Annotated in this window: 22 protein-coding genes; 12 read left to right on the forward strand and 10 right to left on the reverse strand. The window is 68.6% G+C overall.

From position 1 onward, the window contains the following. Positions 1-14 precede the first annotated feature (14 nt). Positions 15-239, forward strand: a complete 225-nt coding sequence (locus SYV04_RS21105) for an amphi-Trp domain-containing protein (RefSeq protein WP_321547656.1) — start codon at positions 15-17, stop codon at positions 237-239. 100 nt (positions 240-339) lie between these two features. Continuing rightward, entirely contained in the window at positions 340-1,188 is an 849-nt protein-coding gene (locus SYV04_RS21110; protein ID WP_321547657.1) for an alpha/beta fold hydrolase, read from the forward strand. Between the two features lie 4 nt (positions 1,189-1,192). Here SYV04_RS21110 and SYV04_RS21115 read toward each other — a convergent pair whose 3' ends face one another. After that, positions 1,193-2,164 carry a PD-(D/E)XK nuclease family protein gene (locus tag SYV04_RS21115; RefSeq protein WP_321547658.1) on the reverse strand — a complete coding sequence of 324 codons (972 nt, stop codon included), beginning with the start codon at positions 2,162-2,164 and terminating at the stop codon, positions 1,193-1,195. Between the two features lie 227 nt (positions 2,165-2,391). Here SYV04_RS21115 and SYV04_RS21120 point away from each other — a divergent pair, with 227 nt between their 5' ends. The 5 genes from SYV04_RS21120 to SYV04_RS21140 all read left to right on the forward strand — a co-directional run bounded on the left by SYV04_RS21120 (position 2,392) and on the right by SYV04_RS21140 (position 5,765). Beyond that, on the forward strand, positions 2,392-2,595 hold the full coding sequence (locus SYV04_RS21120) for a DUF7218 family protein (RefSeq protein WP_321547659.1): 204 nt from the start codon (positions 2,392-2,394) through the stop codon (positions 2,593-2,595). An 86-nt stretch (positions 2,596-2,681) separates the two neighbouring features. Continuing rightward, positions 2,682-3,401, forward strand: a complete 720-nt coding sequence (locus SYV04_RS21125) for a hypothetical protein (RefSeq protein WP_321547660.1) — start codon at positions 2,682-2,684, stop codon at positions 3,399-3,401. A 61-nt stretch (positions 3,402-3,462) separates the two neighbouring features. Further along, positions 3,463-4,278, forward strand: a complete 816-nt coding sequence (locus SYV04_RS21130) for an SDR family oxidoreductase (RefSeq protein WP_321547661.1) — start codon at positions 3,463-3,465, stop codon at positions 4,276-4,278. Then, on the forward strand, positions 4,275-5,399 hold the full coding sequence (gene mutY, locus SYV04_RS21135; protein WP_321547662.1) for an A/G-specific adenine glycosylase: 1,125 nt from the start codon (positions 4,275-4,277) through the stop codon (positions 5,397-5,399). Before SYV04_RS21130 ends, mutY begins: the two co-directional genes overlap by 4 nt. Before the next feature lie 150 nt (positions 5,400-5,549). Continuing rightward, on the forward strand, positions 5,550-5,765 hold the full coding sequence (locus SYV04_RS21140) for a DUF2934 domain-containing protein (protein WP_321547663.1): 216 nt from the start codon (positions 5,550-5,552) through the stop codon (positions 5,763-5,765). A gap of 6 nt (positions 5,766-5,771) precedes the next feature. Here the strand turns inward: SYV04_RS21140 and SYV04_RS21145 are convergent, their stop codons facing one another. Genes SYV04_RS21145 through SYV04_RS21155 form a run of 3 tightly spaced genes read right to left on the reverse strand, consistent with a single transcriptional unit; the run spans position 5,772 to position 11,269 of the window. Then, positions 5,772-6,857 carry a uroporphyrinogen decarboxylase/cobalamine-independent methonine synthase family protein gene (locus SYV04_RS21145; protein WP_321547664.1) on the reverse strand — a complete coding sequence of 362 codons (1,086 nt, stop codon included), beginning with the start codon at positions 6,855-6,857 and terminating at the stop codon, positions 5,772-5,774. Between the two features lie 9 nt (positions 6,858-6,866). Beyond that, positions 6,867-10,376, reverse strand: a complete 3,510-nt coding sequence (gene metH / locus SYV04_RS21150; RefSeq protein WP_321547665.1) for a methionine synthase — start codon at positions 10,374-10,376, stop codon at positions 6,867-6,869. Continuing rightward, a complete protein-coding gene (locus tag SYV04_RS21155) occupies positions 10,373-11,269 on the reverse strand; it encodes an ArsR/SmtB family transcription factor (RefSeq protein ID WP_321547666.1) in 897 nt (298 codons plus the stop codon). Before SYV04_RS21155 ends, metH begins: the two co-directional genes overlap by 4 nt. A 96-nt stretch (positions 11,270-11,365) precedes the next feature. Between SYV04_RS21155 and SYV04_RS21160 the strand changes: the two genes are divergently transcribed. The 3 genes from SYV04_RS21160 (at position 11,366) to SYV04_RS21170 (ending at position 14,073) form a co-directional block, all read left to right on the forward strand. After that, positions 11,366-12,235 carry a patatin-like phospholipase family protein gene (locus SYV04_RS21160; RefSeq protein WP_321547667.1) on the forward strand — a complete coding sequence of 290 codons (870 nt, stop codon included), beginning with the start codon at positions 11,366-11,368 and terminating at the stop codon, positions 12,233-12,235. A gap of 151 nt (positions 12,236-12,386) precedes the next feature. Then, positions 12,387-13,250: a hypothetical protein gene (locus SYV04_RS21165; RefSeq protein WP_321547668.1), complete on the forward strand. Its 864-nt coding sequence runs from the start codon at positions 12,387-12,389 to the stop codon at positions 13,248-13,250. 19 nt (positions 13,251-13,269) lie between these two features. Further along, complete coding sequence (locus SYV04_RS21170) at positions 13,270-14,073, forward strand: hypothetical protein (protein WP_321547669.1); 804 nt, start codon at positions 13,270-13,272, stop codon at positions 14,071-14,073. An 8-nt stretch (positions 14,074-14,081) separates the two neighbouring features. Here the strand turns inward: SYV04_RS21170 and SYV04_RS21175 are convergent, their stop codons facing one another. The 3 genes from SYV04_RS21175 to SYV04_RS21185 form a co-directional block, all read right to left on the reverse strand. Beyond that, complete coding sequence (locus tag SYV04_RS21175; protein ID WP_321547670.1) at positions 14,082-14,960, reverse strand: RNA polymerase factor sigma-32; 879 nt, start codon at positions 14,958-14,960, stop codon at positions 14,082-14,084. A gap of 215 nt (positions 14,961-15,175) precedes the next feature. Then, positions 15,176-16,540 carry a SagB/ThcOx family dehydrogenase gene (locus SYV04_RS21180; protein ID WP_321547671.1) on the reverse strand — a complete coding sequence of 455 codons (1,365 nt, stop codon included), beginning with the start codon at positions 16,538-16,540 and terminating at the stop codon, positions 15,176-15,178. Positions 16,541-16,614: 74 nt separating this feature from the next. Beyond that, positions 16,615-16,932, reverse strand: a complete 318-nt coding sequence (locus SYV04_RS21185) for a hypothetical protein (protein WP_321547672.1) — start codon at positions 16,930-16,932, stop codon at positions 16,615-16,617. Positions 16,933-17,102: 170 nt separating this feature from the next. Between SYV04_RS21185 and SYV04_RS21190 the strand changes: the two genes are divergently transcribed. Further along, complete coding sequence (locus SYV04_RS21190) at positions 17,103-19,313, forward strand: TOMM precursor leader peptide-binding protein (RefSeq protein WP_321547673.1); 2,211 nt, start codon at positions 17,103-17,105, stop codon at positions 19,311-19,313. 9 nt (positions 19,314-19,322) lie between these two features. Next, positions 19,323-20,483, forward strand: coding sequence for an amidohydrolase family protein (locus tag SYV04_RS21195; RefSeq protein ID WP_321547674.1), 1,161 nt, complete (start codon positions 19,323-19,325; stop codon positions 20,481-20,483). Here the strand turns inward: SYV04_RS21195 and SYV04_RS21200 are convergent, their stop codons facing one another. The 3 genes from SYV04_RS21200 to SYV04_RS21210 all read right to left on the reverse strand — a co-directional run bounded on the left by SYV04_RS21200 (position 20,484) and on the right by SYV04_RS21210 (position 26,567). After that, positions 20,484-20,786: a hypothetical protein gene (locus tag SYV04_RS21200; protein ID WP_321547675.1), complete on the reverse strand. Its 303-nt coding sequence runs from the start codon at positions 20,784-20,786 to the stop codon at positions 20,484-20,486. A gap of 215 nt (positions 20,787-21,001) precedes the next feature. Next, on the reverse strand, positions 21,002-25,006 hold the full coding sequence (locus SYV04_RS21205) for a TOMM system kinase/cyclase fusion protein (protein WP_321547676.1): 4,005 nt from the start codon (positions 25,004-25,006) through the stop codon (positions 21,002-21,004). Positions 25,007-25,109: 103 nt separating this feature from the next. Next, positions 25,110-26,567: an amidase gene (locus tag SYV04_RS21210; protein WP_321547677.1), complete on the reverse strand. Its 1,458-nt coding sequence runs from the start codon at positions 26,565-26,567 to the stop codon at positions 25,110-25,112. Positions 26,568-26,719 lie beyond the last annotated feature (152 nt).

Consider the following 26,719-nt stretch of genomic DNA (forward strand, 5'->3'; position numbering starts at 1 on the left):
ATCGAGGAGGTTCCATGCCCAGAAGACCCAGCCGTGACGTGGAGAAGGCCTACCCCCGCAAGGAGTTCGTCGCCAAGCTGCGACGCCTGGCGGATGCCATCGAGGCGGAAAAATCCTTCACCATCCAAGTGGCCGGAGAACGGCTCCACATCCCCGCCGACGCGGTCTTCAACATCGAGCACGAGCGCGAGGGGGGCGTCGACGAGGTGGAGTTCCAACTTCGCTGGAAGCGGGATTGAGACCAGGGGACGCGAACACAGGAAGCCTCTCCCAGCCTGCCTGGTGCGCGGCTCGCGCGGGATGCCCAGACATTGGGGACTCTCCGCCGGGAGGCTGGTCATGCCTGAGGTTCGTTCCAAGGGAGCAAGCATCCACTACGAGGAGATGGGCCGCGAAGAGCCGGCACTGCTCCTCGTGCCTGGCTGGTGCTGTAGCCGCGCGGTCTTCGGCTCTCTCTCGACGCGCCTGAGCCCCCGGCACCGCGTACTCTCCATGGACCTTCGAGGCCATGGCCAGTCCGACGCGGGCTCCAGGGACTTCACCAGCGACACCCTCGTCGAGGATTTGCTCGCGGTGGTGGAGGCCAGCGCGGCGCGGCAGGTGGTGCCCGTCGCCTTGTCCCATGCGGGGTGGTTTGCCATCGAGCTCCGGCGCCGGCTCGGGCAGCGAGTCCCTGGGTTGGTATTGCTTGACTGGATCGTCCTGGAACCGCCCCCGCCATTCCTCGCGGCGCTCACGGGGCTGCAGTCCGAGTCCTGGCGGCAGAGCCGCGATGCACTCTTCGGCATGTGGTTGCAGGGCGTCGACTCGGAGGACATCTTCCGGTTCGTCCGCGAGGACATGGGCTCCTTCAGCGGGGAGATGTGGCAGCGAGCGGCCCGGGAGATCGCCAGCGGCTACAACCGGGACGGCTATCCGCTTCGTGCGCTCTCCGCCCTGACACCTCCGGTGCCGACGCTGCACGTGTATGCGCAGCCGGAGGATCCCGCCTACCTGATGGCGCAGCAGTCCTTCGCCGCTGAGCACCCGTGGTTCCACGTCGCCCGGTTGAACGCGCGCAGCCACTTCCCCGCGCTGGAGGTGCCTGCGGAGGTGGCCGAGCACATCGAGCGCTTCCTGGCGCTCATCGACCGCTCCGCTTCACGCGACACCCAGGGGCCTTCCGCCCCCACGGAGGCCGGCGCCTGAGCGCTCACGCCACCTTGGACGCCTGCGTCGCCTGAGCCGCCGCCTCCAGCCGCCCACAGGGGCGACGGAACGCACAGCGCACGCAGGAGGACAGCTCCTGCGTCATCGGAAACGCCGAGGCGTCCTGGGGCGTGTTGGTGGCCACGTCCTTGAGCATCCCGCGCATGCGCGCCACGCTCTCGGTGAAGCGCCCCTTGAAGGACTCCAGCGACGCCAAGTCCACGTGGACGTCCTGCTCCAGCCCCGCGTTGAGGTACACGAGCGAGGCGCGCACCTTGTCCAACGGGAACTTGTAGCGCTGCGCCACGTAGAGCGCGTAGCCCAGCACCTGCTCGTCGTACCCCTCGCGCGCCTTGCCCGTCTTCCAGTCCACCACCACCGGCGCGCCCGTCTCGTCCAGGTAGGCGAAGTCCGGGATGGCGAACACCTTCACCCCATCCATCGTGAAGTGGGAGAAGTCGAAGCCGGCATCCACCTCCAGCCACTGCGCCGGCTTGAGCGAGCGCGCCAGCGCCGGCCACCGCGAGGAGAAGAACCACGCGAGCGCCGCGCGCACCGTCTCCCAGTTCTGCTTCCAGGCCTCGTCCGCCACGGCCTCGGCGTACTCGTGCTCCACCAGCCCGGTGAAGCCCTTACGGTACTTCTGCGTCCAGAACGCCTTCTTCTGCGAGTGCCGGAAGTCGTCCTGCATCTGCTTGCGCGCCCGGGCCTCCACCGCCGCCGCGTCCACCGCGCGCCCGGCCCGCACGTCCAACAGCACGTCGCGGATGCTCTCATGCACCACGCTGCCCGCCCACGTGTAGCGGTTGCTCAGCTTCTTGAGCACGTACAGCTCGCGCACGTCCTTCGGCGCCTCCGCCTCCCACCCGCCCCACGAGCCGTAGTAGTAGAGGTAGTACGACTTGAGGCATTCGTTGAACTTCTCGTGGCGACTCTTGGACCAGGAGAAGTCGTTGGTAAGGGTGTTGCGCCGCATGGAGTGCGCGCATCCTAAGCCCGCGCACGTCCGGCCAGAAAGGGGGCAGGCAGGGAAACGAGCGAATCCTTCAGGCTAGCGCCGCCCTCCCACATCCGACCTGGCAGGTGACGCGCCTCCGAGGTGCCCTTGCTTTCACGGGGTGTGCGTCTCGTACCTGGGTACAGGGCTTACAAGTTTGGGAGCGCTCCCTACCTTGGAGGCGCAGTCTTCACCCGGGAGGCCGAATGGCCGCAAAGAAGAAGAGCAGCAGTGCCCGCAAGGGTGGCGCCGCGACCAAGAACCCGCGCCAGTACAAAGCCCTCAAGCGCAAGGGCATGCCCAAGGCCCGCGCCGCGAAGATCGCCAACGCCGGCAAGTCGGCCAGCCGCAAGGGCGGCAAGAAGGGCGGGGCTCGCAGCAAGTCCACCAGCCGCTCCAGCAAGAAGTAGCCAAAGCCCCACACCCGGTTCCACAGAGCAGCTCCGCCAGCACGCGGCCTCGGGAGTTCATATCCATACTCCTGAGGAGGAGTGTCATGCGTGCTGCACGTGGACTGTGGGTCATCGCGATCGGCATCCTCGCCGGCTGCATCCCGGAGGCCCGCCTCCAACCGCTGCCCGAGGCCCGATCGCTCGCGGGGGAGCCGAGCGCCGCCGTCGCGGAGTCCTTTGGAGTCCGGCTCATCGCCGATGGAGCCTCTTGGAAGGGCCGCCCCGGCAACCTCGAGCGCCGCCTGACGCCCGTCGAGGTGCGCCTGGAGAATCACAGCGGCCGCCCGCTGAAGATCCAGTACGAGTTCTTCGACATCGAAGGAGCGTCTCGCTTCCACTATGCCGCCATTCCGCCCACGAGCCTGGATGAGGCCACGGCGGACAGCACTCCGGTCTGCACGGCCTCGCGCCCGGCCTGGGGAATGAGCCTCGCCTGGGGGACGCACCGCCCTTGGGGCTGGCGCCGCTGGGGAGGCTACGGCCCGTGGGGCCCTGGATGGTCCAGTCCCTTCTATGACCCGTTCTACGATCCCTTCTATCGACCGTACGTGCAGTGCGAGGAGCCGCTGCCCACACAGGACATGCTGGATCGGGCCCTTCCAGAGGGAACCTTGGAGAACGGCGGCATCATCTCCGGCTTCCTCTACTTCCAGGGGGTCGCCGAGCGGGAGCGGCAGGTGACGCTCGTGGCCCGCCTGGTGGATGCGCGCACGGGAGAGCCGGTGGGGACACTGAGCATCCCGTTCCAGGTCCACACCGGCTAGAAGGCGGTCGCGGGGAAAGTCGCTTCGCCCCGGACTACCAACCAGGTAAGGTGCGCGCCGCATGACCCAAGGAGCCTTCGCAGGGCGAGTGGTCCTCATCACCGGCGCTTCGAGCGGCATCGGCCGGGCGGCAGCCCGCGCGTACGCGGCACAAGGCGCGCACATCCTCCTCGCCGCCCGGCGCGAGGAGCCGCTCCGGGAGGCGGCGCTGGAGGTCGAGGCCTTCGGCGTCCGGGCACTGCCGGTGCGCTGTGACATCACCCAGCCGGAGGACGTGGAGCGGCTGATGCGCGAGGCGCAGGCCGCCTTCGGGGGGTTGGACGTCCTCATCAACAACGCGGGCGTCGGGCTGTTCGGTCCGGTGGAGGCCATCTCCGAGGAGCAGCTTCGCCAGGTGTTCGAGGTGAACTTCTTCGCCCTGGTCCGGGTGACGCGCGCCGCCCTGCCCCTGCTGCGCCAGCGCCCGGGCGGGCAGATCGTCAACGTGAGCTCGGTGCTCGGCCACCGAGGGCTGCCGCTGCTGGGGGGCTACGGCGCGGCCAAGGCGGCGGTGAACGCGCTCACCGAGTCGCTGCGCGCGGAGCTGGCCGCCGAGAGGATCTCCGTGCTGCTCGTCTCCCCGGGCTTCACCGAGACGGAGTTCCGCCAGACGCGGCTCCATGCCGAGGGCTGGCGGCAGAGCCCTCCCCCGCTCAAGCAGATGAGCGCCGATGAAGTGGCCAAGGCGATGGTGCGGGCCAGCCGGCGCCACCACCGCGACACCGTCCTCACCCTGCCCGGGCGCCTCATGGTGCTCGCCAACCGGCTCGCCCCGAGCCTCTTCGACCGCGTCGCGCGCCGCATGGTCACCCGGATGGCCAAGCGCCCGGAGCCATGAGCAAACGCACCTCTCCCGCCCTCGCCTCCCACGTCCCGGAAGCACAGAGGCTCTCCACCATTCGCGGACCGCTGCTGGCCTGGTACGACCGCGAGCGTCGGGATCTTCCCTGGCGCCGCACTCGGGACGCCTACGCCATCTGGCTCAGCGAGGTGATGCTGCAGCAGACGCAGGTGTCCACCGTCATCCCCTACTGGGAACGGTTCCTCGCGCGCTTTCCCACGGTGGAGGCGCTGGCCCAGGCGCCACTGGAGGAGGTGCTCACCGGGTGGAAGGGGCTCGGCTACTACTCTCGCGCGCGCAACCTGCACCGCGCCGCCCAGGAGGTGGTGGCCCGCTTCGGCGGCCGGCTGCCCTCCACGGCGGAGGAGCTGCTCACCCTGCCCGGCTTCGGCCGCTACACGGCGGGCGCCGTGGCCTCCATCGCGTTTGGAGAGCAGGCCCCCCTGGTGGACGGCAACGTGGCGCGCGTGCTCTCCCGCCTCTTCGAGGTGGAGGGACTTCCCGGAGACCGGGCGCGCGAGGCCCGCCTTTGGGAATTGGCCCGCGCGTTGGTACAGGGCGAGCGTCCGGGAGACTTCAACCAGGCCCTCATGGAGCACGGGGCCACCGTGTGCCGGCCGGAGAGCCCCCTGTGCCTGCTGTGTCCGGTACGCACCGCCTGCGGGGCCTTCAAGCGCGGCCGCGTGGACGAGCTGCCCCCCGCCAAGGTCCGCGCCCCTCCCAAGCGCCTGACGCTCGTACTCGCCGTGTGGCCCCATGAGGACGCGCTGCTGTTCGCCCGACGCGCGGAGAAGGGGCTCTTCGGCGGCCTGTGGGAGCTCCCCGCCGCCGAGGTGGAACCTGAGGCCGAGCACACCGTGGCCGCCGAGAGCCTCTCGAAAGCACTGGGAGTCCAGGTGGCCCCCGAGGCCGAGCTGGGAACGGTGCGGCGCCAGCTCACCCACCGCGCCCTCACCCTGAGGCTGTTGCGCGTCTCTGGCCCCCGGCGCCCCTCCCGCGCTCCGGCCTTCCACGAGCTGCGCTGGTGTACCCCTGATCAGGCCGCCGGACTGGGCATGAGCACTGCCATGCTGCGCGCCCTGGAGGCCGCGCTCGCCGCCGGTGTGCTCGGCCGCTGAGCGGGCCACCGTCCTGCTCAATGTGTTCCGGTAAACACCCTGTCGCCGGCCGTGTTCAGCCGAGGACGACTGCACTCAGGTGCTATTCGCACAGCCGGCACGTTCGACGGATCTTCCCCCGGCTGTTTTCCCCACTCCTACGGAGAACCCATGGCCCGCAACACCGCCAAAGCCTCGGCCACGCCCGAGAAGACGACCGCCAAGGCCCCGCAGACGCCGGAGCCCGCTCCCGCGCGCAATGGCCCCAGCCATGAGCAGATCGCTCGCCGCGCCTATGAAATCTTCCTCGCGCGCGGCGGCGTGCCCGGCAACGAGACGCAGGACTGGTTCCAGGCCGAGCGCGAGCTGCGGCTCGGCCGCCAGTAGCCGGCGTCAGATGACGTAGAACTCGGGGCCGCGCTCGGTGTCGAGCGTCTCGTGCAGGAGCCGCTGCGCGCCCCGGAGTTCCCCCAGGATGCGCTCGGCGTCGGTGACCGAGCGCATTGCCAGCCCGCACGCGGGCGTGAGCAGCACGTGTGAGAGCACCTTCGTGAAGCTCCACCCCGGCGGCAGCGCCGCCTTGAACGAGGCCTCGATCGACTCGGCGAGCTCCTCCACGTTGTACGTGGAGCTGAGGTCCGTGGGGATGATGCCCAGGCACAGCGTGGCCCCCGCCTCCAGGAAGCGGTTGAGCGCCACGGTCTCCTCCAGCACCGCGTCCAGGGACAGGCGCACGTCCAGGGACAGCAGATCCGGCTGCACATCCAGCAGCGCGGCCCAGTCCGTGTTGCCGCAGCAGTGGATGCCCACCAGGGCGCCCTCGCGCCGCAGCGCCAGCACCAGCAGCTTCAGCTCCTGCAGCGCCAGCAGGTGGCGCGGCTGCGAGCGCTGGAAGGCGTAGAGCCCCGGCTCGTCCAGGAAGAAGATGGGCGTGGTGTTCGCGCGGCGCAGCGCCTTCACCATGGCCAGCGTGCGCGCCATCACCAGCCGGTACATGGCCTGATCCAGCCCCGGCACGTCCAGCGCCGCCGTTCCGTCACTGGTGCGCGCCACCGAGCGCACGGTGAAGGGACCCGCGAGGTGCGCCTTGGCGAGCGCGAGCTTGCGGTTCTCCACCTCCCACAAGAAGGGCCTCCAGGCGCGGCAGCCCTCCAGCGTCGGCTCGAAGGCCTCGAGCTGCCCGGAGGCCAGCGCCTCCTCCAGCCGGGCCTCGAAGGCCGCTCGCCCCGCCTCCCACTCGGCGAGGTTTACCGTACACATCCCCTCCTCGTCGTAGTGCAGACCCGGCAGCCCCTCGAGGGCCGCCGGAATCATGAACTCGGAGGGGTGGCGCAGCGGCAGCTGCGGCAGGAAGGGGATGTCCAGCGCCAGCGCGGCCTGGAGTCCCAGCTCCACCTGCGTGTGGGGCAGGCTCCCAATGCCCGTGGTGGCGCAAGGAGGAATCAGCTGAACGGCACGGCGGATGTTCGGCGCGCTCATGGGTTCACTCTATGTCACAGAGAAGTAGTGCGCCTGAGGATGATGGAAGACGACGGCGGACACCGAGGCCTCCGGCTCCATCATGCAGCCGTCTGTCAGCTGGACACCGATCTCCTCTGGACGCAGCGCGGCAAAGAGCAGCGCCTGGTCCTCCAGGCGCGGGCAGGCCGGGTAGCCGAACGAGTAGCGCTTGCCCTGGTACTCCGCGCGGAAGCGCTCCAGCATCGTCAGGTCCGGCTTGTCCGGGAAGCTCCACATGCTGCGGATCTGCGTGTGCAGCAATTCCGCGTAGCCCTCGGCCGTCTCCAGGGCCAGGGCCTGCACGGCGTGCATCTTGAGGAACTCGCCCTTGGCCTTGAACTCCTCGGACAGCTCGCGGATGCCCGAGCCCGCGGTGGTGACGAACATGCACAGGTTGTCGCGCGGCGCCCCGCCCTCCAGGGGCTTCACGTAGTCGGCCAGACACACCCCAGCCTCCTTCTCCTGGCGGGGGAACTCGAAGGCCACCTTCTGCTCGCCGGTGTTCCCGTCGAAGAGCAGCACGCGGTTGCCGTCACTGCCCGCCTTGAAGAACTGGAAGACGGCGCGCGCCTGCATCACCCCACCGCGCAGGAAGGATTTGATCTCCTCCACCGCCTCCTTGAGGGCCAGCGCCTTGCGGCCCTCCTCCGTCTTGGCCAGCTCCGCCTCGGCCGGAGTGCCCAGCGCACGCGACGAGGTGCGCAGGCCCAGGTGGCGCCCGTAGAGCATCACCGGGTTGATGAACTTCCAGATGTGGTCGAGCGGGGTGTTGGTCAGCACGTGCCGCGCGTAGTCCGGCACCGGCGGCACCTGCTCGAGCACCTTCACCTCGCGGCTGCGCAGCACGGAGACGGGGGCGCTCGGCTTGGGGCGCGACTGGGCTTCCTGGGCCAGCTTCAGGCGCCGCTCGGACAGGTCTCCGCGGAGCTTCTCGTGGGCCGCGGGATCGACGATCTGCTTGGCCAGGTCCAGGCCGCTCATGGCGTCCTGCGCGTAGGCCACCGTGCCCGAGTAGGCGGGGGCGATGTTCTTGTCCACGAAGTTGCGGCTGAGCGCGGCGCCACCCACCAGGATGGGCACCTGCACGCCGGCGCGCTTGAGGTCCTCCGCGGTGGCCACCATCTGGTGGGCGCTCTTCACCAGCAGGCCGGAGAGGCCGAGCATGTCCGGCTGGTGCTCCTTCACGGCCTTCACCAGCTGCTCGGGCGGAACCTTGATGCCCAGGTTCACCACCTGGAAGCCGTTGTTGGCGAGGATGATCTCCACCAGGTTCTTGCCGATGTCGTGAACGTCCCCCTTCACCGTGGCGAGGACGATCTTCCCGCGCGAGGCGGCCTGGGCCTTGCTCATGTGCGGCTCCAGGTGGCTCACCGCCGCCTTCATGGACTCGGCGCTCTGGAGCACCTCGGCGACGATGAGCTCGTTGGCGGCGAAGAGCCGACCCACCTCGTCCATGCCCTTCATCAGCGGCCCGTTGATGATCTCCAGCGGCGCGTACTTCTGCATCGCCAGATCCAGGTCCGCGAACAGGCCGTCGCGCGTGCCCTCGATGATGTAGCGCTGCAGCCGCTCCTCCAGCGGCAGCGAGCTGGTGGCGGCCTTCTGCGGCTTGCGCTCGCGGAAGTGCGCCGCGAAGGGCGTCACCGGGTCGGCGTTCCGGTTGTAGAGCAGGTCCTCCGAGAGGGTGCGCTCCTCCAGGGGCAGCGACGGGTAGCGCTCGAGCTTCTCCGAGTTGACGAGCGCCATGTCCAGGCCCGCCTGGACGCAGTGGTAGAGGAACACGGAGTTGAGCACCTCGCGGCCCGCGGTGGGCAGGCCGAAGGACACGTTGGAGATGCCCAGCACCGTCTTGCACTGAGGGAAGCGCTGTTTGATGAGGCGCACGCCCTCGATGGTCTCCACCGCGCTGCCCGTGTACTGCGCATCGCCCGAGGCACACGGGAACACGAGCGGATCGAAGTACAGGTCCTCGGCCCGCATGCCGTACTTCTTCGTGAGCAGCTCGAAGGAGCGCTCGGCCACCTCCAGCTTGCGCTGGCGAGTGACAGCCATGCCCTTCTCGTCGATGCAACCCACCACCAGCGCCGCGCCGTACTGGCGCGCCAGCGGCACCACCTTCTCGAAGCGCTCCTCACCGTCCTCCAGGTTGACCGAGTTGATGATGGCCTTGCCCTGGCTGTAGGTGAGCGCCATGGCAATCACGGCCTCGTCCGTGGAGTCGATCATCAAGGGCACGCGCACCTTCTTGATGACCACCTCCAGGAAGCGGCGCATGTCCTCGAGCTCGTCCCGGTCCGGGTTGGCGAGGCACACGTCGATGACCTGGGCGCCGCGCTTCACCTGGGCGCGGGCGATCTCCGAGGCGTCTTCGATCTGCCCGGCGACGATGAGCTCCTTGAACTTCTTGCTGCCGATGACGTTGGTGCGCTCGCCGACGATGATGGGGCGCTGGTCCTCGGTCACCTCCAGGTAGTCCACGCCGGACAGCGTGGAGCGCGGGCGCGGGGTGGCGAGGCGAGGCGTGAGCCCCTTCACCGCGTCGGCGATGGCGCGGATGTGGCCGGGCTGGGTGCCACAACAGCCACCCACCACGTTGAGCCAGCCCTGCTCACAGAAGCGCCTGAGCGAGCGGGCGATCATCTCCGGCGACTCCAGGTAGTGCCCGTTCTCGTCCGGCAGGCCCGCGTTGGGCACGCAGGAGACGGGCACCAGGCACTGCGCCGAGAGCGAGCGCAGGTGGTCCGTCATGAACTCCGGGCCCGTGGCGCAGTTGAGCCCCAGGTAGAGCAGCTCCACGTGCTCCAGCGAGGCGGCGAGGCTCTCCACCGACTGGCCCGCCAGCATGGTGCCCATGGGCTCGATGGTGCCCGACACCGCCACCGGCAGCGCGTAGCCCAGCTTGCGGAACGCCCGCTCGATGCCGAGCAGCGCCGCCTTGATGTTGCGCGTGTCCTGGCACGTCTCCACCAGCAGGTAGTCCGAGCCCCCCACGGCCAGGCCCTCGGCCTGCACGGCGAAGTTGTCGACCAGCTCCTCGAAGGTGATGCCGCCCGTCACCGAGATGGCCTTGGTGGTGGGACCGATGGAGCCGGCCACCCAGCGCATCCGCCCATCCTTCGCCTCGGCGGCGGCGGCGGCCCTGCGGGCCACGCGGGAGGCCTCGGCGTTGATCTCCAGCGCCTTGTGCGAGAGGCCGAACTCACCGAGCACCACCGGCGTGCCACCGAAGGTGTCCGTCTCCGTCACGTCCGCGCCGGCGGCGAAGTAGTCGGCGTGGATGCTCTCGATGACGTCGGGCCGGGTGAGGACCAGGTGCTCGTTGCAGCCCTCGTACTCGGCGCCGCCGAAGTCCCCCGCCTTGAGGTCGTGGTTCTGGATGAGCGTGCCCATGGCGCCATCGAGGACCAGGACGCGCTCGCGCATCGCGGCGCGCAGGGCCTCGACACGGCGACCGTTCTCGCCAGAGGGCGGCGGGAGGGGAGCAGGCAGGTGGCTCATACGGGTTTGACTCCGGTGAGGAGGAAGACGCGAAAGGGGCTAGCCCCATCGCGCGTGTGCGTGTCTCGAGTGATGGAGTGGAAGCCGGCCTCTTTGAGAGCGGCTTCGAGGAACTCGGGCGCGAAGCCCAGATGCTTGTGGCCCAGCCGCTCGAGCACCCAGCGCTCTTCGTGCGGCATCAACTCCAGCAGCACCAGCTTGCCGCCGGGCTTGAGCAGCCGGGCGGCCTCGGCCAGCACCGCCGCGGGAGACTCCACGTGGTGCAGGCTCTGGGAGATGACGACCAGGTCCCGCTCACCGCTGGGCAGCGACAAGCGGTGCAGGTCCTCGCACAGGAAGTGGATGTTGGAGCGCCCCTCTCGCGAGGCGCGCTCCTTGGCCTGGGCGAGCGCGTCGGCGTTCTGGTCGATGGCCCAGACGTGCCGGGCCCAGCGGGCGATGGCGACGGAGAGGGTGCCCGAGCCGCAGCCGAAGTCCGCCACGTCCAGCGGCGGCAGCAGCGAGGCGAGCGCGCCGGCCCACAGGAACCAGGACTGGCCAGGCTCCAGCAGCCGCTCGTTGAGCGCCTGGCGATCCTCTCTCGCGCGCAGCAGGTCCTTGAGCCGCGCCGAGTCGCCATTCTCATCCTCGGCCTCCTGGGCGAGGCGGATGAGGGGCCAGCGCGAGTCGTCCGCCTCCAGGGCGAGCGAGTAGTAGCTGTAGCCGGCCTGCCGCTCCTCGCGGATGAGGTTCAGTCCCTTGAGCTTGCCCAGGTGATGGGAGACGGAGGACTGCGCCACTCCCACCAGCGACACCAGCTCCGTCACGTTCAGCGGAGCCTGCGCCACGAGGCGGAGGATCCGCAGCCGCGTGGCGTCTCCAAGGACGCGAAAGGATTGGGAGAGGACGTCCATATCGCTGAATCAACATATGTCGATTCGCTCGGGCATCCAAGGGGTTTCGCGACGCGTCGCGTTGCCCCCGGAGGAACACTCGTCTATGTGGGCGCCATGCCCCCTCCCACCCTGCTCCAGCACCTAGAAGGCAAGCGCATCGGCCTCGTTCTCTCCGCGGGCTACTTCGGTTTCTACGGACACGCCGGCTTCCTCAAGGGGCTGAAGGCGGCGGGGGTACAGCCGGCGGCGTACGCGGGCACTTCGGCGGGCGGCATGGTGGCGGCGCTCGCGGCGTCGGGCGCGTCGATCGCCTCGATTGAAGAGCTGCTGCTGAAGCAGACGCGGAAGAACTTCTGGGATCCGGATCCGATCGGCGCGGTGATGGATGTGCGGCGCGGGCACGGCTTCACGGGGCTGCTCAAGGGCGAGCGCTTCCGGAAGCTGCTGGAGGACAACCTGCCGGTGCGCACCTTCGAGGAGCTGCCGCACCCGCTGCTGCTGGTGGCCGCCAACCTCACGCACGGCACGCACGAGGTGTTCACCCGGGGAGAGCTGGCGCCGCGCGTCCACGCCACGTGCGCCTACCCCGGCCTGTTCCGGGCGGTGCCCATCGACGGCAACCACTACTGGGACGGAGGCATGGTGGACAAGGCGCCGGCGCTGGCGCTGAGCGATAGCGCCTTCGGCAAGGAGCTGGACGCCATCGTGGTTCACTACCTGCCGAGCCGCACGCGCAAGGTGCTGGGCGGCCCCCTGGTGTACGCGCAGGGACTGGCGACGGCCTCGGCGGCGCTGCGGCACGATCACTTCCGCCTGCAGCTCACGGTGCTGGAGGCACGCAAGGTGCCCGTGTACGTCGTCACCTCGAACCTGCCGCCGGTGACACCATCCACGCTGGAGCGCGGCTTCGACGCGTTGGACCAGGCTCGCCTGGCCGCGGAGCGCGCGCTGGCCCGGCCTCCCCAGAAGTTCGAGGAGGCCTGACCTGCGCCCCGGGAAGCGCCCCTGTGGACTTCTCGTCCTCCTGGTGCTGATCACCGGGTGCGCTACAACGGATGCTCCAGGACAGAAGCCCTCTCGCGGCTTCTTGGCACCAAGGGCCCACTCCGCCAAGCCGCCACGGAAGATTCTGACCATGAGCGGCGCTCCGCCCATCAGCGGCGAGTCCTCTGGCCAGGCTGTACAGGGCTACAAAGTCCCAGGTCGAAATCCCGCCTCCCAGATGCCTTGGGAGTTCTTTCTGGGCAACGCCGCGCACCGGCTCATCGCCTACATCTACGGCGTGAATCACCCGCTGAATCGGGCCTTCTACAACAAGGAGACCCTCTTCAAGATCCTTTCCGAGGTTGAACTCGGAGATGCATCTCGCCTCCTCGAACACGAGCGAAACCTTCGCCCGGACATCACCGACGTCACGCGCTGGGGAGTCTTCGAGATCAAGCCCTGGAATGATCAGGGCCTCCAAGAGGGCAGAACCGAAGTGCAGACGTACCTCACCGCGCTGAATCGCGCTGTGCTGTCTCGCAGGAGGTTCGTGGGTGGCACGGACTTCTCCGGAGAGATTCTGATCCGGTTCGCGCAAGGGAACTACATCTGGCGCCTGGAGTGGAAGACCACCGAGCCCGGGGTTGCCCAGTATCGATGGACTCGGAGTCAGCAGCGCTTCGCCTCCGAGGCATCGGCCTACCGGGCCGGGCAATGGGTGGACCTCACCGAGCAGGAGTTGCACCAGTACGGAGGGTGGGTGGGCCAAGCCGTGGAGAGAATGGTCGACCGGCGCGAGCGCCTTGCCTCCTTCAGCGGAGCCATGGGCGTTGCCATCGACATCGTTGGCAACGTCGCAGTGGGGGCCTTCTCCGGCGCGCTCCTTGGAACCGGGGCACGCCCCAATAGCCAACAGCCCCCTGCTCAAGGAGGAGGCCAGGTCATCCCCTTTCCGTCACGCCCTCCTCCAACCGCGCCCTCCTCGATGCCGTTGCCTGCCGCCTCCGGCAGGTGATTTTGATACGACGCACGCCATGGAGCCTCGACAGCCTCTCTCCCTCTCCATGCCGGCCTTTCTCCATGGCCGCTATCTCGCCGTAGAACGCCAGGCGCGAGCAGAGGGGCTGCGGTCCGGAGAGCACTATCGGCGGACCGGTGCCTTCCCAGCGCCACTGGAGGTACAGGACCTACCTCCCGGCGAGCTCGTCGTGGCCCACGACGTGGTCGACTTCCAACGAGAGCGACCGGCCTGGCGGCTGTACATGGTGTCCAGTGTGCTGGACGGGGTGTACGAGACGCTGGAGTGGCAGAACCCCTTGCCCGTGAAGAGAGCCTATGAGGCCTCTTGTCGGGAAACGGCCTGGGGCGCGTTGTACTTCGCGATCTCTCGAACAGCCCCGAAGAGCGCGGAGCGCACGGCGCTTCTCCTCCAGGCGGTCCTGCGATTCTGGGATGTGCTCCAGTCCGCGCGCTACCTCTTCAGCGCCCCTGGGGCCACGCTCACACTCGATGAGCTGATGCTCACCGCTTGCGACTGGGCCATGGATGCATGGGCTCCCAAGCCAGGAGCATCGGTTCGTTCACGATTGGAAGCAGCCTCGGAACGGATGGCCCGCGCAACGCGCGAGGACAGCATCGATGCCATCCTCCGTCAGTTGCCTCGTGCCCTATCCTTCGCTCAGGGCCTCAAGCACCGGAACGTGCTCGAGAGCCCTGCCCTTCTACGCGAGCACCTCACCACGCTCGACCCGAACTCATTCGAGCGTGTGTCGGGTGCCTGCACATCGGATCTGCTCGAACTGCTTTACGGCTGGGATCAAGAACTCGGGATGCAGTAGGCCCCAGGCTACGCGGACAGCTGCTGCGCCTGGCCCTCCTCGGCCATCAGCTCGCACAGCGCCGCCTTGAGCTTGTCCTTGGCGCGGATCTCCAGCTGGCGGGCGCGCTCGCGCGAGAAGCCGAAGTGCTCGCCCAGCTCGCTCAGCGTCATCTCCGAGTCGCCCATCACGCGCTGCTCGATGATGAAGCGCTCGCGCGGATCCAGCCGCATCAGCGCCTGGCGCACGCGCTCACGGGTGATCTGCGCCTCCTGGCGGTCCGCCACCTCGTCCGCCTGCGAAGCGCCCTCGGACTCCACGAAGTCCAGGTGCGTCGAGTCGCCCTCCTCGCCCACCGGCGCGTCCAGCGACAGGTCGCGGCCGCCCATGCGCTGCTCCATCTCGCGCACCTCGGTGGCCTTCACGTTCAGCTTGCGGGCGATCTCCTCCGCGTCGACGATGTTGCCCTCGCCGCTGCCCAGCTTCTCCAGCTCACGGCGCGTGCGCGCCAGGGCGAAGAACAGCTTGCGCTGCGCCTGGGTCGTGCCGAGCTTCACCAGCGACCAGTTCTTGAGGATGTAGTTCTGGATGTAAGCGCGGATCCACCACACCGCGTAGGAGATGAGGCGGATGCCCTTGTCCGGATCGAACTTCTGCACCGCCTTCATCAGGCCGATGTTCGCCTCCTGGATGAGGTCGCCCATCTTGATGCCGTAGGAGCGGTACTCGTAGGAGACCTTCACCGCGAAGCGCAGGTTGCTCGTCACCAGGAGGTGGCCCGCCTGCAGATCCCCCTGACGGAAGCGCCGCGCCAGCTCCTGCTCCTGCGGCTGGGTGAGCAGCGGGTACTTGCTGATGTCCGCGAGGTAGGTCGAGAGAGAGTCGGGGGAGGAGAGGTTGGCCTGCATGGTGTTCCTCGGGGGCAAAGAAGTAAGGGAACCGCGTCGGGACCGCGTGCCCCTTGTCATGAGCAAGGCGGGTGCCAAGCCCCCTTCTGAGACGTTCCCGAGTAAATACAGCGACTTGCAAAAGAAGATCGGCGTGCTTAGGGCGGAAGGCGGGTAACTTTTTCAGGGCCGCCTGGCTGGTGCTTCCCCCCGTTTTCCAGTGGGCGGATGTAGGATCAGCTTTTGGACGTGTCCCGAGGCGCTCCGAGCAGGAACTCTCCCACACTTCCCTCCACGAGCGGATCCAGTCCGGAGGCGCGAGCGAACACATCCGCCCGGCCGCCCCCCAGCGCACACGGCGCCAGCCCCATGGCGGTCGCCACCATATAGAGCGTCTGGAAGATCACCCCCACGTGCTTGAGCATCAGCGCGTAGGCCATGGACTCGTACTTCCAGGCCACCGTCGCGAAGCGAGCGGTCAGCACCAGCAACACCTGCGGAGACTCGGACAGGGCCGCGCCCGTCACGGCTCCCTTCAACAGCTGCTCCACCTCAGGCGTGGCGCCCGTCATCCGGTAGAGGGCGTGGTTCTCGGGCCGGTAGGAGTACAGCCCTCGCTCCAGTCCCTCGCACTGGTGGGCGATGACATACACCTCGCTCTCGTAAAGGCCCCCTCCCGCTGGATAGGGGCGCGCCTCCCGCACGGGTCCGCCCTGCAACGCGGCCTGTCGCTCCCCCACGGCGCGGTAGAGCAGCTCGCCCAGCTCGGCGAGCGTCACCCGCCTCGGTCCGTGCTCGCGAATCGAGCGGCGGCGCTCCAGCACCTCCGTGAACGGAGGATCTCTCCGCCGCGCCTCGGCCAGGTCTGGCACGGGCAGCGCGAGCATCTCGCCGGACGGGGGCTCCTTCTTCTCGGGAGGCTTCGGAACCCTGTCCCGGAAGCGATACGTGGCTCCCGTCCCCCCCTCACGCGGAGGCCATCTCGAGCGGCTGTGGAACAGCAGGTCGTGAAACTCCCAGGTCGTCAGGGCTTCGGACTCATGAGGAGCGCCATCAGGCCCCGCCTCCGTCAGGACACCCGCCTCCGCCAGCATGCGCAGGAAGACCGTCACAGCCTCGGTGGAGATGCCAGGCACCAGCGCGCCCAGCTCCTCGGAGGACCTCGGCGTCGCGAGCGCTCCCAGGAGCGCGGGCCCGTGCCAGGTGGGCATCCACACACGCGTCGCGGAGAGAGGGGTCTCCAGCACCGTGCCGCCATCCACCGGCCGGGTGAAGGCAAAGCGAGACAGGGTATGGCGCACACCTTGTCCTGGCCCTGGCCCGGACGCGCGAGGGGTCGCGGGAGTGAGCGTCGCCAGGGGAATGCCCTCGCTCAGCAGGGTCCGCGAAAGGGCGCCATGCGTGCCCAGGGCTTTGAGCAACAACTGAAGCGTCGCGGCGTCAGCCACTCCCGCGCGGCTGGCGAGCCCCGTGAGCTCATCCGCCCCGTGCAAGCCACCGCACAACGCATCGAGCGCGGCTCCCACCTCGGTCGAGACCGGAGGCAGCACCAGTTGCACCCGCCCCTGGAGCGCACGGCGGCCGTCTGTCGTGGGCGTCATGCTCACCCCGGGTCTCAGGGAGAGCGTCTCGCGCGTACGCATCCGCTACCGAGTCGGTCTCATCGACAGCCGGCTCAGCAAGCACACGAGAAAGGCGCCGTGGACGGATCCGCCTCGTGGGTCGCCAGCGCGACCTCCCGCATGTTCATGTCCGGCGCGGGGGGGATGACCATCTGAAGGGTGTCGGCCTGCTGAACCGGAGTCGCCTCATGACGCTCGACGACCTGGAGGTGTACCCCAGCCGGCAAGGCGAATTCGTAGGAGGCCAGCAGCGTGCCCGTCGGATCGCGCTTCAGCGCCTCACGAAACTGTGCGTCCTGCCATGCGCGAACCACGCACTGCGCCCAGATGGTCCCGAACTGCTGCGAATCCGTGGCAATGACGTCCTTCATGATTGTCTCTCCTCGGGAGGCATTACGTCTTGTCAGCTTAAGCCTAACAAGAAGACACCACGCCTGGGAAATCCACGCTTTCGCCCAGGGAGGAATCTTGCAGTGAATGGCGGAATCTCTACATCCCAAGATAGGGAAAGACGCCGGAGCGTTAGAATTGGCACCCCTGCATGCGCGATCTCCTCGACCGAGTCCTTCAATTCAAACCCTCTCTGCGTCTGGAGCTGCTCGATCCAGGCCGCGCCTTCCTCCTCGGCGAGCGTGAGCAGTTCATGCTCACCGGCCCGGTCCAGGTGCGCGTGGCATCGGCGCTCGATGGACGCCGGCCCGTGCGAGAGGTGATCGCCTCACTCGAAGGGCAGCTCTCCACCCCCGAGGTGCTCTACACCCTCGCGATGTTGGAGAAGCGCGGCTACGTCGTCGACGTCGCGCCAGCCCTGGCCCCCGAGGTCGCGGCCTTCTGGCAGGCCCAGGGAATCTCACCCGCGGAAGGCGCCGCGCGGCTCGCCACCACCCCCGTGAGCGTGCATGCATTGGATGGGTTGGATGCGGCCCCCCTCTCCGAAGCCTTGCGCGCAGCGGGCCTCACCGTGCGAGACGAAGCCGCCCTCCCCGTCGTCCTCGTCCGCGACTACCTCACCCCGGAGCTGGAGTCGTTCAACCAGCGCGCGCTGGAGCGCCGCGAGCCCTGGCTGCTCGTGAAGGCCTCGGGCGGCACGCCCTGGGTGGGGCCCGTGTTCCGTCCCGGCGAGGGGGCGTGCTGGGCTTGCCTCGCGCACCGGCTGCGCTGGAACCGCCCCGTGGAGACCTATCTGCGGGCGCGCTCGGGCACGGCAGCGCCCCTCACCCCGCCCCGCGCCGAGCTGCCCGCCAGCCTCCAGGCCGGAGCACACCTCGCGGCGGTGGCCCTGGCCCGCTGGCTCGCCCTGGGCAAGCAGGGCCCGCTGGGGCAGACATTGATGGCCCTGGAGTTCCACCGGTTCCAGCTCACCGAGCACGCCGTGGTGCGCAGGCCCCAGTGTCCCGCCTGCGGCGATCCGGAGCTGTTGAAGGCGCGAGGCGCACGTCCGGTGGTGCTGGAGCCACGGCCCCGAGGCTTCACCGAGGACAATGGCTTCCGGAGCGTGACGCCCGAGGAGACCTTCGCGCGCCTCCAGCACCAGATCAGCCCCATCACCGGCGTCCTCAGCAGCATTGGGCCGCTGGAGGGGCGAGACCACCCACTGCGGCCCACCTTCGGGGCCTCGTACTTCACCCCTGTCCATATCGAAGCCCCGGACTTCAACGAGTTCCATGCGCAGAGCATGGGCAAGGGCCGCACCCCTGCCCAATCCCGCGCCAGCGCGCTCGGCGAGGGCATCGAGCGCTGGAGCGCCCTCTTCCAGGGAGATGAGCCCCGCATCCGCGCGCGGATGGCGGACCTGGGAGAAGAGGCCCTCCACCCGCGCAACGTGCTCATGTTCAGCGAGAGCCAGTACCGGGATCGCGAGGCGCTCAACAAGACGTACCGCCTGCCGCGCGGTGCCATCCCCCTGCCCTTCGATGAGCGCCAGGAGACGGACTGGACACCCCTCTGGTCGCTCACGCACGAGCGCCGTCGGTACCTGCCCACCGCGTGCTGCTACATCCGCTACCCCGCCCCACCGGAGGCGCGCTTCGCGCCCGCGGACTCCAATGGCCTCGCGGCGGGCAACTGCCTGGAGGAAGCCATCCTCCAGGGTTTCCTGGAGCTGGTGGAGCGGGATGCCGTGTCCATCTGGTGGTACAACCGCTTGCGCCGCCCGGCCGTGAACCTGGCCAGCTTCGCCGAGCCCTACTTCCACGCCCTGCTGGAGCACCACCGCGCTCACGGCTGGCAGGTGTGGGCGTTGGACCTTACGCACGACCTGGGCATCCCCACCTTCGCCGCGCTGGGGCGGTTCCCCGAGAACGGCCGGTACTGCGTGGGCTTCGGGGCCCACCTGGACGCGCGCATCGCCCTGCAGCGCGCGCTCACCGAGTTCAACCAGCTCTTCGATCCGAAGCAGAAGCTGCCCGCGCCCTGGCTCGAGTCCGAGATGGAGGACCCGGCCTACCTGCTCCCCGACGAGACGGTGCCCGCGCGCACCCCCTCCGACTTCCCCGAGCCTCCGCGCGAGGACATCCGGGATGACGTAATGACATGTGTGGCACGGGCCGCGCGTGTGGGCCTGGAGACGCTGGTGATGGACCTGACGCGCCCGGACGTGGGCCTCCATGTCGCGAAGGTGGCCGTGCCGGGGCTGCGCCACTTCTGGCCCCGCTTCGGGCCGGGGCGCCTCTACGACGTGCCCGTACGCCTCGGCTGGCTCTCGAGCCCGCTGCAAGAGAAGCAGCTCAACCCCTTCCCCTTCTTCCTCTAGGAGCAGCCCATGCGAGACGGCTCCCGAATCCTGGATGCGGATCGCCACGTCCTCGAGCCCATCGGCTTGTGGAAGGAATACCTGCCGGCCGAGTACCGCGCCGGGGCGCCCTACTACGAGACCCACGCGGCGACCGAGTCCCTGCAGCAGCGCGTGGCACGGCTGGGCCCCAAGGGGATGCTGCCCCCCATGCCGGTGCTGATGCTCGATGGCCAGCCGGTGCTCAACAAGCTCACGGAGCGTGCCCGGGTGGAGGTGACGTGGGGCATGGCCCAGCGCCACAAGGACGCCTCCGCCGGAGCCACCCCCACCCACCACCTGCGCTCCATGGAGCACTCGGGCGTGGACCTGGCCGTCTTCTACCCCACGGCGGCCTCGTTCCTGCTGCGCATCGACGGAATGGAGCCAGCGCGGGCCGCGGCCTTCGCCCGCGCCTACAACAACTGGCTGCGAGACTTCTGCCAGACCAACCCCGAACGCCTGCTCGGCGCGGGCGCCCTCAGCCTGCATGATCCGTCACGCATGGTGGAGGAGCTGGAGCGCGTGGCCGGCTTCGGGTGGAAAGTCGTCGTGGTGCCCCCCAACCCCGTCAACGGCAGGACGCTGTCCCACCCGGACTACGAGCCCTTCTGGTCCGCCTGCGAGCGGCTCTCCATGGCGGTCACCATCCACGAGGGGACCCACGTCCGGCTGCCGACGGCGGGCGCGGAGCGCTTCGACACCCGCTTCGCGCTCAATGCCTCCTCGCACCCCCTGGAGCAGATGCTGGCGCTGCTGACCCTCATCGAGGGAGGAGTGCTGGAGCGCCACCCCCGGCTGCGCGTGGCCTTCCTGGAGGCCGGCTGCGGGTGGGTGCCCTACTGGCTCTGGCGAATGGACGCCACGTGGCAGCACATGGCCGGCGAGGTGTCGGAGAACGTTCGCCTGAAGCCCTCGGAGTACTTCCGCCGCCAGTGCTTCGTCACCATCGAGCCCGAGGAGCCCGGCCTGGCCGAAGTCGTCCGGCTCCTGGGCACGGACAACCTCATGTTCGGCACCGACTACCCCCACGCGGACCACGGGGACGACCTCGTGGAGCACGCGCTGGGGCTTCGGTCGGTGTTGTCCCAGGAGGCCTTGCACAAGCTCCTCTGGGACAACCCCGCCCGGTTCTACGGAATCACCGGGTAATCAGCACACGCTGAAGGTCAGCCCCGGCAGCCAATCACACGCGCGCATCCCTTCCGCCTTCGCGTCCGGGCCGATGAGCGCGATCTCCTGCATGTCCATGGCCGGCGCGGGCGGAATGACCATGCGCAGGGTGTTGGCCGGAGCGGCCTTCACCTCCATGTCATTCTCGACCACCTGGAGGAGGACGCCCTCCGGCAGGCTGAACTGGTAGGACTCGAAGAGAATCCCCGCGGGATCGCGCTTCAAAGCCTCGCGGAATTGCGCGTCCTGCCATGCACGCGCCACGCACTGCGGCCAAATCATACCAAACTGCTGAGAATCAGAGGCAATGGCACTGTTCACGGTTTTCTCCCTTTGCAGGCTGAAGCTGGTGAGACATCCCCCTAAAGCGTGACACGCCAAGTCTTTGCAGACTTAATTCAGTTTAATAAACGACCTCATGGATAAAGCAATCTCTTTCGCGTCGAATTCTCATTCGACCCGGGGGGAGTCTTTACCAACCCAAGGCAGGGAGTCAGCTATGCGTGGCGCTGCCCGAGGAGCGCCCGCGCCCGAGCAATGTCTGGCGAGTCGAGCCCCTCGTTAAATCCTTGCAGCAAGGCTGCAAGGATTTCGCGAATCTCAGACTCCTGTCCCCGCAATTGAAGCAATTCATACAAGGAATGCGTGGATTTCAGCTCCGCCATCTTTGAGGACTGCTCCCGCGCGATGGAGATGGACTCGCGCAGGCAGGCCTCGGCGCCCGCGGTGTCGCCGCGCGCGCTCAGGCAGCGGCTCTCGAGGCGCAGCAGCTCCGGCATCATGTAGTGCTCGCCCAGGCGGCGGCCCCAGGCCATGACGTCCTGAATGACTTCGAGCGCCGAGTCGTAGCGCTGCGCGTCACACTCCACGTCCGCCAGCAGGGACTTGTAGTAGGTCATCCCCAGCTCCAGGCCGATGCTCTCCTGGGCCGCCAAAGCCTTGCGCAGGCTGTCCGCGTCCCGCACGGCCCAGCTGCGCAGCATCTGGCAATACGCTGTCTGCATGGCCAGACCGTGCCGCTGAGTGAACTCCAGGCCGGTGTCGGCCGCCTGGACGAGCTGCTCGCGCTCCCCGCGCACCTGGAAGATGGTCAGGCGATAGAGATACGCCGTCCCGAGGCTGCTGGGGTGCTTGCACTCCTGGGCCCAGGAAAAGCCCGCCTGGATGTGGGCGTTCGCCTGGTCGGGGTAGCCCAGCATCCACTTCACCAGGGCGATGGACGTCTCGGCCCAGGCCCGGGCGTCGAACCCGAAATGAATCGCCAGCGGCAGGTGGCGCGCCGGCTCATAGAGCGAGAGGACCTGCTCGAAGCTCGCCCGGGACTCCCGCAGCGAGCCCTCGGCGACGGTGTTGTTGCCCCGCGCCGCCAGCGCCATGAGCTTCAAGTCGCCATTGCCCGTCTGCTCCGCCATGGAGAGCAGCCTGTCCACCAGGGTGCGCGCCTGCGCCCGGTGTCCGCGGGTGTTGTGGTAGAGCCACAGCGCCCACAGTGTCGGGACGATCTGCGGGCTGTCTCCCAGGAAGTCGATGAGCTGCTGCGAGTGCTCCACCAGCTCCTTGATGCGCTCGTCCGACCAGCCCCGGATGACCATCATCGCCGGGATGAGGATGATGTTGAGCCCCAGCTCCAGCGTGGCCCGCTCGCGAGGGTCCTCCACCACCTCCAGCCACGACAGCGCCTCGGTGATGTGAGCGACGGTCTCCTGGTTGGCGTAGCGCATCAGCGCGGCCATGCCGGCCCGCTGCGCGTAGCCCAGCGCCTGGCGCTTCTGCTCCGCGGTGGCGTGGTGCATCGCCAGCAGGTCCGGGCGCGTCTCGACGAGCTCGGGGAAGTGCGCCTCCAGGGTCGCCGCGATGCGGGCATGCACCTGGCGGCGCAGGGGCTTGAGCATGGACTCATAGGCCGTGTCCCGGATGAGCGCGTGCTTGAAGAGGTAGGTGGGGCTGCGCACTCCGCGCCGGCGGTGGACGAGGTCGGCGTCCACCAGCGCCTTCAGCTCGCGCTGCAGCTCCTGCTCCTCGCGCTCGGAGACGGCCTTGAGCACCTCGTAGTTGAACTCACGCCCCAGCGCCGCCGCCAGCTGCGCCAGCTCCTTGGCCGGCCCCAACCGGTCCAGGCGCGACGTCAGCGAGTCTCGCAGCGTGGTGGGGATGGAGAGCTGGCTGGGGGAGTACAGGCGCGTGGGCGTATCCGTGCCTACCGGCAGCGACTCGGCCACCACGCGCGTCAGCTCCTCGACGAAGAGCGGTACTCCGTCCGTGCGGTTCACCAGCTGCTCCACCACCTCCTTGGGCAGGGGCCGCTTCTGGGTGAGGCCACTCACCATCTCCTCCACCCGCTTGCGATCCAGTCGGCTGAGCTGCAGGTGGTGGGTCACGGTCCACGGTGGTGAGAAGTCCGGGCGCGAGGTGAGCATCAGGCAGATGCGCGCGGTGGGAACATCGCTCACCAGCTGCGCGAGCATCTCCAGCGTCGTCGGGTCCGCCCAGTGCAGATCCTCCACCGACAGCAGCAGCGGCTGCTGCTGCGCCATCTCGAAGAAGAGGCTCACCACCGCATCGAGCATCCTCTCCTTGGCCAGCTGCGGAGAGACATTCGGCGGAGGGTAGCGATCGGCCCCCGCCTTCACCGACAGCAGCCCCAGGAACAGCGGCATCGCCTCGTCCAACACGAAGCCGTGCTGAGACAGCAGCGCCTCGAGCGCGCTGACGGTCTGCTCCGGCGTCCAGTCAGGGCTGACGCCCAGCAGCCGCGACAACAGGTCCACCACGGGGTCGAGCACGCTGTTGCGGCCTTCCGCCGTACAGCGACATTCGAGCAGGGCGTGCGAGGTGCCACGTACCTGGCGGATGAGCTCCTGGACCAGACGAGATTTGCCAATGCCGGGCTCGCCCGTGAGCAGCACGCTCTGCCCGGTGCCAGCCACCACCTGCCACCAGCGCTGCGACAGGAACTCCAGCTCCTGCGTGCGGCCGTACAGGGGGATGATCGCGGAGCCTTCCAGCAACTGGGACGAGGCCAGGCCCCGGTACTCATGAAGCAGGCGGAACGCCGAGTCGCTCGCCGGCTCGGTGGCGAAGTGGCCCCGCAGCAGCCTCGAGGTGGCCTCGCTGATGAGGATGGTGCCCGGCTCGGCCCGCGCCTCCAGCCGCACCGCCGTGTTGGGAGTGCTGCCGATCAGCGCCGGCAGGTCTCCTGGTCCCAGGGCACGCGGCTCCTGACTGATGACGAGCCCCGTGTGGATGCCCACCCGGAACTCCACCCGCCCGCCGCGATCGCGCGCCAGCGAGGCGCCCTGCTGCTCCATGCGCGCCACCATCGCCAGCGCCGCCCGGGCCGCGCGTCGCGCATCATCCTCCTGCGCCTTCGGGTAGCCGAAATAGAACAGCACCCACTCGCCCAGCACTCCGCCCACGTGGGCGTCGTAGCTCCGGGCGATGCTGGCACACGAGGCGTTCAGGGCGCGCAGCATCCGGTCCATATCCTCTTCATCCGTCGCACCGTCCGCCGCGCCGACCAGGCGCAGGCTGCAACAGACCGCGGTGAGCTGGCGGCGCTCACCCTCGTTCCGGGCGATGACCGTCTCGGGCATCTGCATCTGCGCGGAAGTAGGCGTCCGGGCCAGCTGCGCGTCGCTCAGCGGCCACCCCTCGGAGGAGCAGGCCTCGAGCTCGCGCAGCACGCTCTGGGCGGAGATGTCTCGCGTCTCGGCGTTCTTGTTGGTCACCTTGCGCAGCAGCCGGCCCAGCCGGTGGTTCTCGAGCCAGGAGGGCACGGCGATGGGCTCGGGCCCCAATTGCTTGTGAATGAGCTGCTGAAGGGTGGCGCCCTCGACGACCCGGCGCCCGGTGAGACACTCCAAGAAGATGAGACCCCAGGAGTACAGATCCGAGCGCGCCGTCACCGGCTCGCCGCGCAGCTGCTCCGGCGCGGCGTACGAGGGCGTGCCCAGCATCTCACTCGTGCGCGTAATGCGCGCCATGTCCTCCTGGGGGCTGTCGGCGGCGAGCGTGCCCAGCCCGAAGTCGAGCACCAGCGCGTTGCGCCGCACGCCCGTGGTGGTGACCATGATGTTCTGCGGCTTGAGGTCCCGGTGGATGACGCTCCGGTTGTGGGCGCACGCCAGCGCGTCGAGCACCTGCAGCATCAGGTGCGCGGCCTCCCACGGCGTGAGCGCCCCGTCCTCCGCCAGCACATCCGCCAGCGTCTTGCCCGGCACGTATTCGAAGACGGTGTACAGCAGGTCCGGCTCGGCCTTCCCCGAGTCGATGAACCGCACGATGTTGGGGTGGTAGAGCTGCGCGCAAAGCTGCATCTCACGTTGGAAGCGCGCGATGTGACTGTCATTCGTGGTGTGCAGGGCCCGCAGGACCTTGATCGCCACCTCGTGACGCGTCGCCATCTGACGCGCCCGGTACACCTGGCCGAATCCCCCCTCCCCCAACTTGCCAAGAATCTCGTAACGGTTCTGGAAGACGGTTCCCGCGGTGATTGGATCCAAGGTGTGGCCCTTCGGAGGCTGTGAGCAAGGCTGTATCCAAAAACATTACAGTCTTACTGTCGCCATACACTCATATCACACCCCGGAAAACCTGACCAAAAGGTCAGGTGCGCGCAGGTGATGCGGCATTGAAGCGCGGCCAGCGCTGAGCCCAGGGACGGGCCTGCTCGAGCTGGCCGGCGAGGCGGAACAGCGTGGCCTCGTCGCCCCAGCGTCCGGCGAACTGGACGCCAATGGGCAGCCCTCCCGAGCTCCAGTGGAGCGGCACGTTCATGGCGGGCTGGCCCGTGGCGTTGAACAGGACGGTGAAGGGGCAGATGGCCGCCTGGCGCTGGAAGAACTCCATATAGGAGAGCGGCGCATTGCCGTCCAGGTAGCCCAGCCGGAACGGCGGCACGGCGAGCGTGGGAGTGAGCAGCACGTCGTACTCGGCGAAGAAGCGGCCAACGGCGCGTGAGATGGGGTTGAGCATGCCCAGCGCGTTCTGCACCTCGGAGCCCTTGACGGTGCGGCCATGCTGCACCGTGGCCCAGGTAGAGGCCTCGAAGCTGTCCTGCCCGAGGGTGTGCCCCAGCATGGCCGAGACGGAGTCCACCCAGGCGGCGAAGCCCGAGGTCCAGAGCACCGCGCACGCGGCGTCCAGCGCCTCGGTGCTGTACTGGGGCACCGCTTCGATGACGTCATGCCCCAGCGAGGCGCACATCCGTGCCACGTCCTCCACGGCCGCCACGCACTCGGGGCTGACCGGTACGCCCGAGGGCGCCTTCCGGGAGAAGGCCACGCGCAGCCGCCCCGGCTCCCGGGCAGCCTCCTCGCGGAAGGGACGCTCGGGCGGGGGGATGATGTACGGGTCACCGAAGTCCGCCCCCGCGGTGGCATCCAGCATGGCCGCGCTGTCGCGCACCGAGCGCGTGAGCACGTGCTCGACGCAGAACCCGTTGAGGAGGTCTCCAATGTTGGGGCCCGCGGAGATGCGGCCCCGCGTCGGCTTCAGCCCGAACAGGCCGCACATCGCGGCGGGCACGCGGAGGGAGCCCCCGCCGTCGCTGCCGTGCCCCAGCGGAACCACGCCCGCGCGCACCGCCGCCGCCGTGCCTCCGCTGGAGCCTCCCGGGCTGCGCTCCAAGTCCCACGGGTTTCGAGTGGGGCCCCAGGCCTGGGGCTCGGTGGTCAGCAGCAGCCCCAGCTCGGGCAGGTTGGTGCGCCCCATGAGCACCACGCCCGCGCGGCGGTAGCGCGTCATCAGCGTGGAGTCGTACGGCAGCTTCAGGTTCAGCTCCTTCAGCACCCGGCTGCCCATCGCCGTGGGCACGTTGGCCGCGTGCAGGATGATGTCCTTGATGAGGAAGGGCACTCCCGTGAAGGGCCCCTCCGGCAGGCCTTGCTTCAACGTGGCCCGCGCCTCATCCTCAAGCGTGGCGATGACCGCGTTGAGCGTGGGATTGGTGCGCTCCAGGGCCGTAAGGGCCGTCTGCAGCAGTTCAGCGGCGGACACCTCCTTGCGCCGCACGAGCGCGGCCAGACCCAGGCCATCGAATTGGATGTATTCATTCAGGTGCATGTGTAGACCTTCCTCACCAGGTGGGGTTGACCGATGGAGCGGACCCACCGTAGCAGGTTGGGTGGACCCCGAGGCCATTGGCGTGCCAAGGTTCCCATGGCAGGCTGGGTCTCTTCCACCCCACGGCCCCCGCGTTTTCACGGTGGATGAGG

The organism is Hyalangium ruber (assembly GCF_034259325.1).
Taxonomy (GTDB): Bacteria; Myxococcota; Myxococcia; order Myxococcales; family Myxococcaceae; genus Hyalangium_A; species Hyalangium_A rubrum.

Excerpts from the sequence above, each read along its gene's own strand:
- SYV04_RS21145 (WP_321547664.1), bottom strand. The coding sequence starts at position 6,857 with ATGAGCGCGCCGAACATCCGCCGTGCCGTTCAGCTGATTCCTCCTTGC.
- SYV04_RS21140 (WP_321547663.1), top strand. The coding sequence starts at position 5,550 with ATGGCCCGCAACACCGCCAAAGCCTCGGCCACGCCCGAGAAGACGACC.
- SYV04_RS21160 (WP_321547667.1), top strand. The coding sequence starts at position 11,366 with ATGCCCCCTCCCACCCTGCTCCAGCACCTAGAAGGCAAGCGCATCGGC.
- SYV04_RS21210 (WP_321547677.1), bottom strand. The coding sequence starts at position 26,567 with ATGCACCTGAATGAATACATCCAATTCGATGGCCTGGGTCTGGCCGCG.
- SYV04_RS21115 (WP_321547658.1), bottom strand. The coding sequence starts at position 2,164 with ATGCGGCGCAACACCCTTACCAACGACTTCTCCTGGTCCAAGAGTCGC.
- mutY (WP_321547662.1), top strand. The coding sequence starts at position 4,275 with ATGAGCAAACGCACCTCTCCCGCCCTCGCCTCCCACGTCCCGGAAGCA.
- SYV04_RS21155 (WP_321547666.1), bottom strand. The coding sequence starts at position 11,269 with ATGGACGTCCTCTCCCAATCCTTTCGCGTCCTTGGAGACGCCACGCGG.
- SYV04_RS21200 (WP_321547675.1), bottom strand. The coding sequence starts at position 20,786 with ATGATTTGGCCGCAGTGCGTGGCGCGTGCATGGCAGGACGCGCAATTC.
- SYV04_RS21190 (WP_321547673.1), top strand. The coding sequence starts at position 17,103 with ATGCGCGATCTCCTCGACCGAGTCCTTCAATTCAAACCCTCTCTGCGT.
- SYV04_RS21175 (WP_321547670.1), bottom strand. The coding sequence starts at position 14,960 with ATGCAGGCCAACCTCTCCTCCCCCGACTCTCTCTCGACCTACCTCGCG.
- SYV04_RS21120 (WP_321547659.1), top strand. The coding sequence starts at position 2,392 with ATGGCCGCAAAGAAGAAGAGCAGCAGTGCCCGCAAGGGTGGCGCCGCG.
- SYV04_RS21130 (WP_321547661.1), top strand. The coding sequence starts at position 3,463 with ATGACCCAAGGAGCCTTCGCAGGGCGAGTGGTCCTCATCACCGGCGCT.
- SYV04_RS21110 (WP_321547657.1), top strand. The coding sequence starts at position 340 with ATGCCTGAGGTTCGTTCCAAGGGAGCAAGCATCCACTACGAGGAGATG.
- SYV04_RS21125 (WP_321547660.1), top strand. The coding sequence starts at position 2,682 with ATGCGTGCTGCACGTGGACTGTGGGTCATCGCGATCGGCATCCTCGCC.
- SYV04_RS21170 (WP_321547669.1), top strand. The coding sequence starts at position 13,270 with ATGGAGCCTCGACAGCCTCTCTCCCTCTCCATGCCGGCCTTTCTCCAT.
- SYV04_RS21195 (WP_321547674.1), top strand. The coding sequence starts at position 19,323 with ATGCGAGACGGCTCCCGAATCCTGGATGCGGATCGCCACGTCCTCGAG.
- SYV04_RS21180 (WP_321547671.1), bottom strand. The coding sequence starts at position 16,540 with ATGACGCCCACGACAGACGGCCGCCGTGCGCTCCAGGGGCGGGTGCAA.
- SYV04_RS21185 (WP_321547672.1), bottom strand. The coding sequence starts at position 16,932 with ATGAAGGACGTCATTGCCACGGATTCGCAGCAGTTCGGGACCATCTGG.
- SYV04_RS21165 (WP_321547668.1), top strand. The coding sequence starts at position 12,387 with ATGAGCGGCGCTCCGCCCATCAGCGGCGAGTCCTCTGGCCAGGCTGTA.
- metH (WP_321547665.1), bottom strand. The coding sequence starts at position 10,376 with ATGAGCCACCTGCCTGCTCCCCTCCCGCCGCCCTCTGGCGAGAACGGT.
- SYV04_RS21105 (WP_321547656.1), top strand. The coding sequence starts at position 15 with ATGCCCAGAAGACCCAGCCGTGACGTGGAGAAGGCCTACCCCCGCAAG.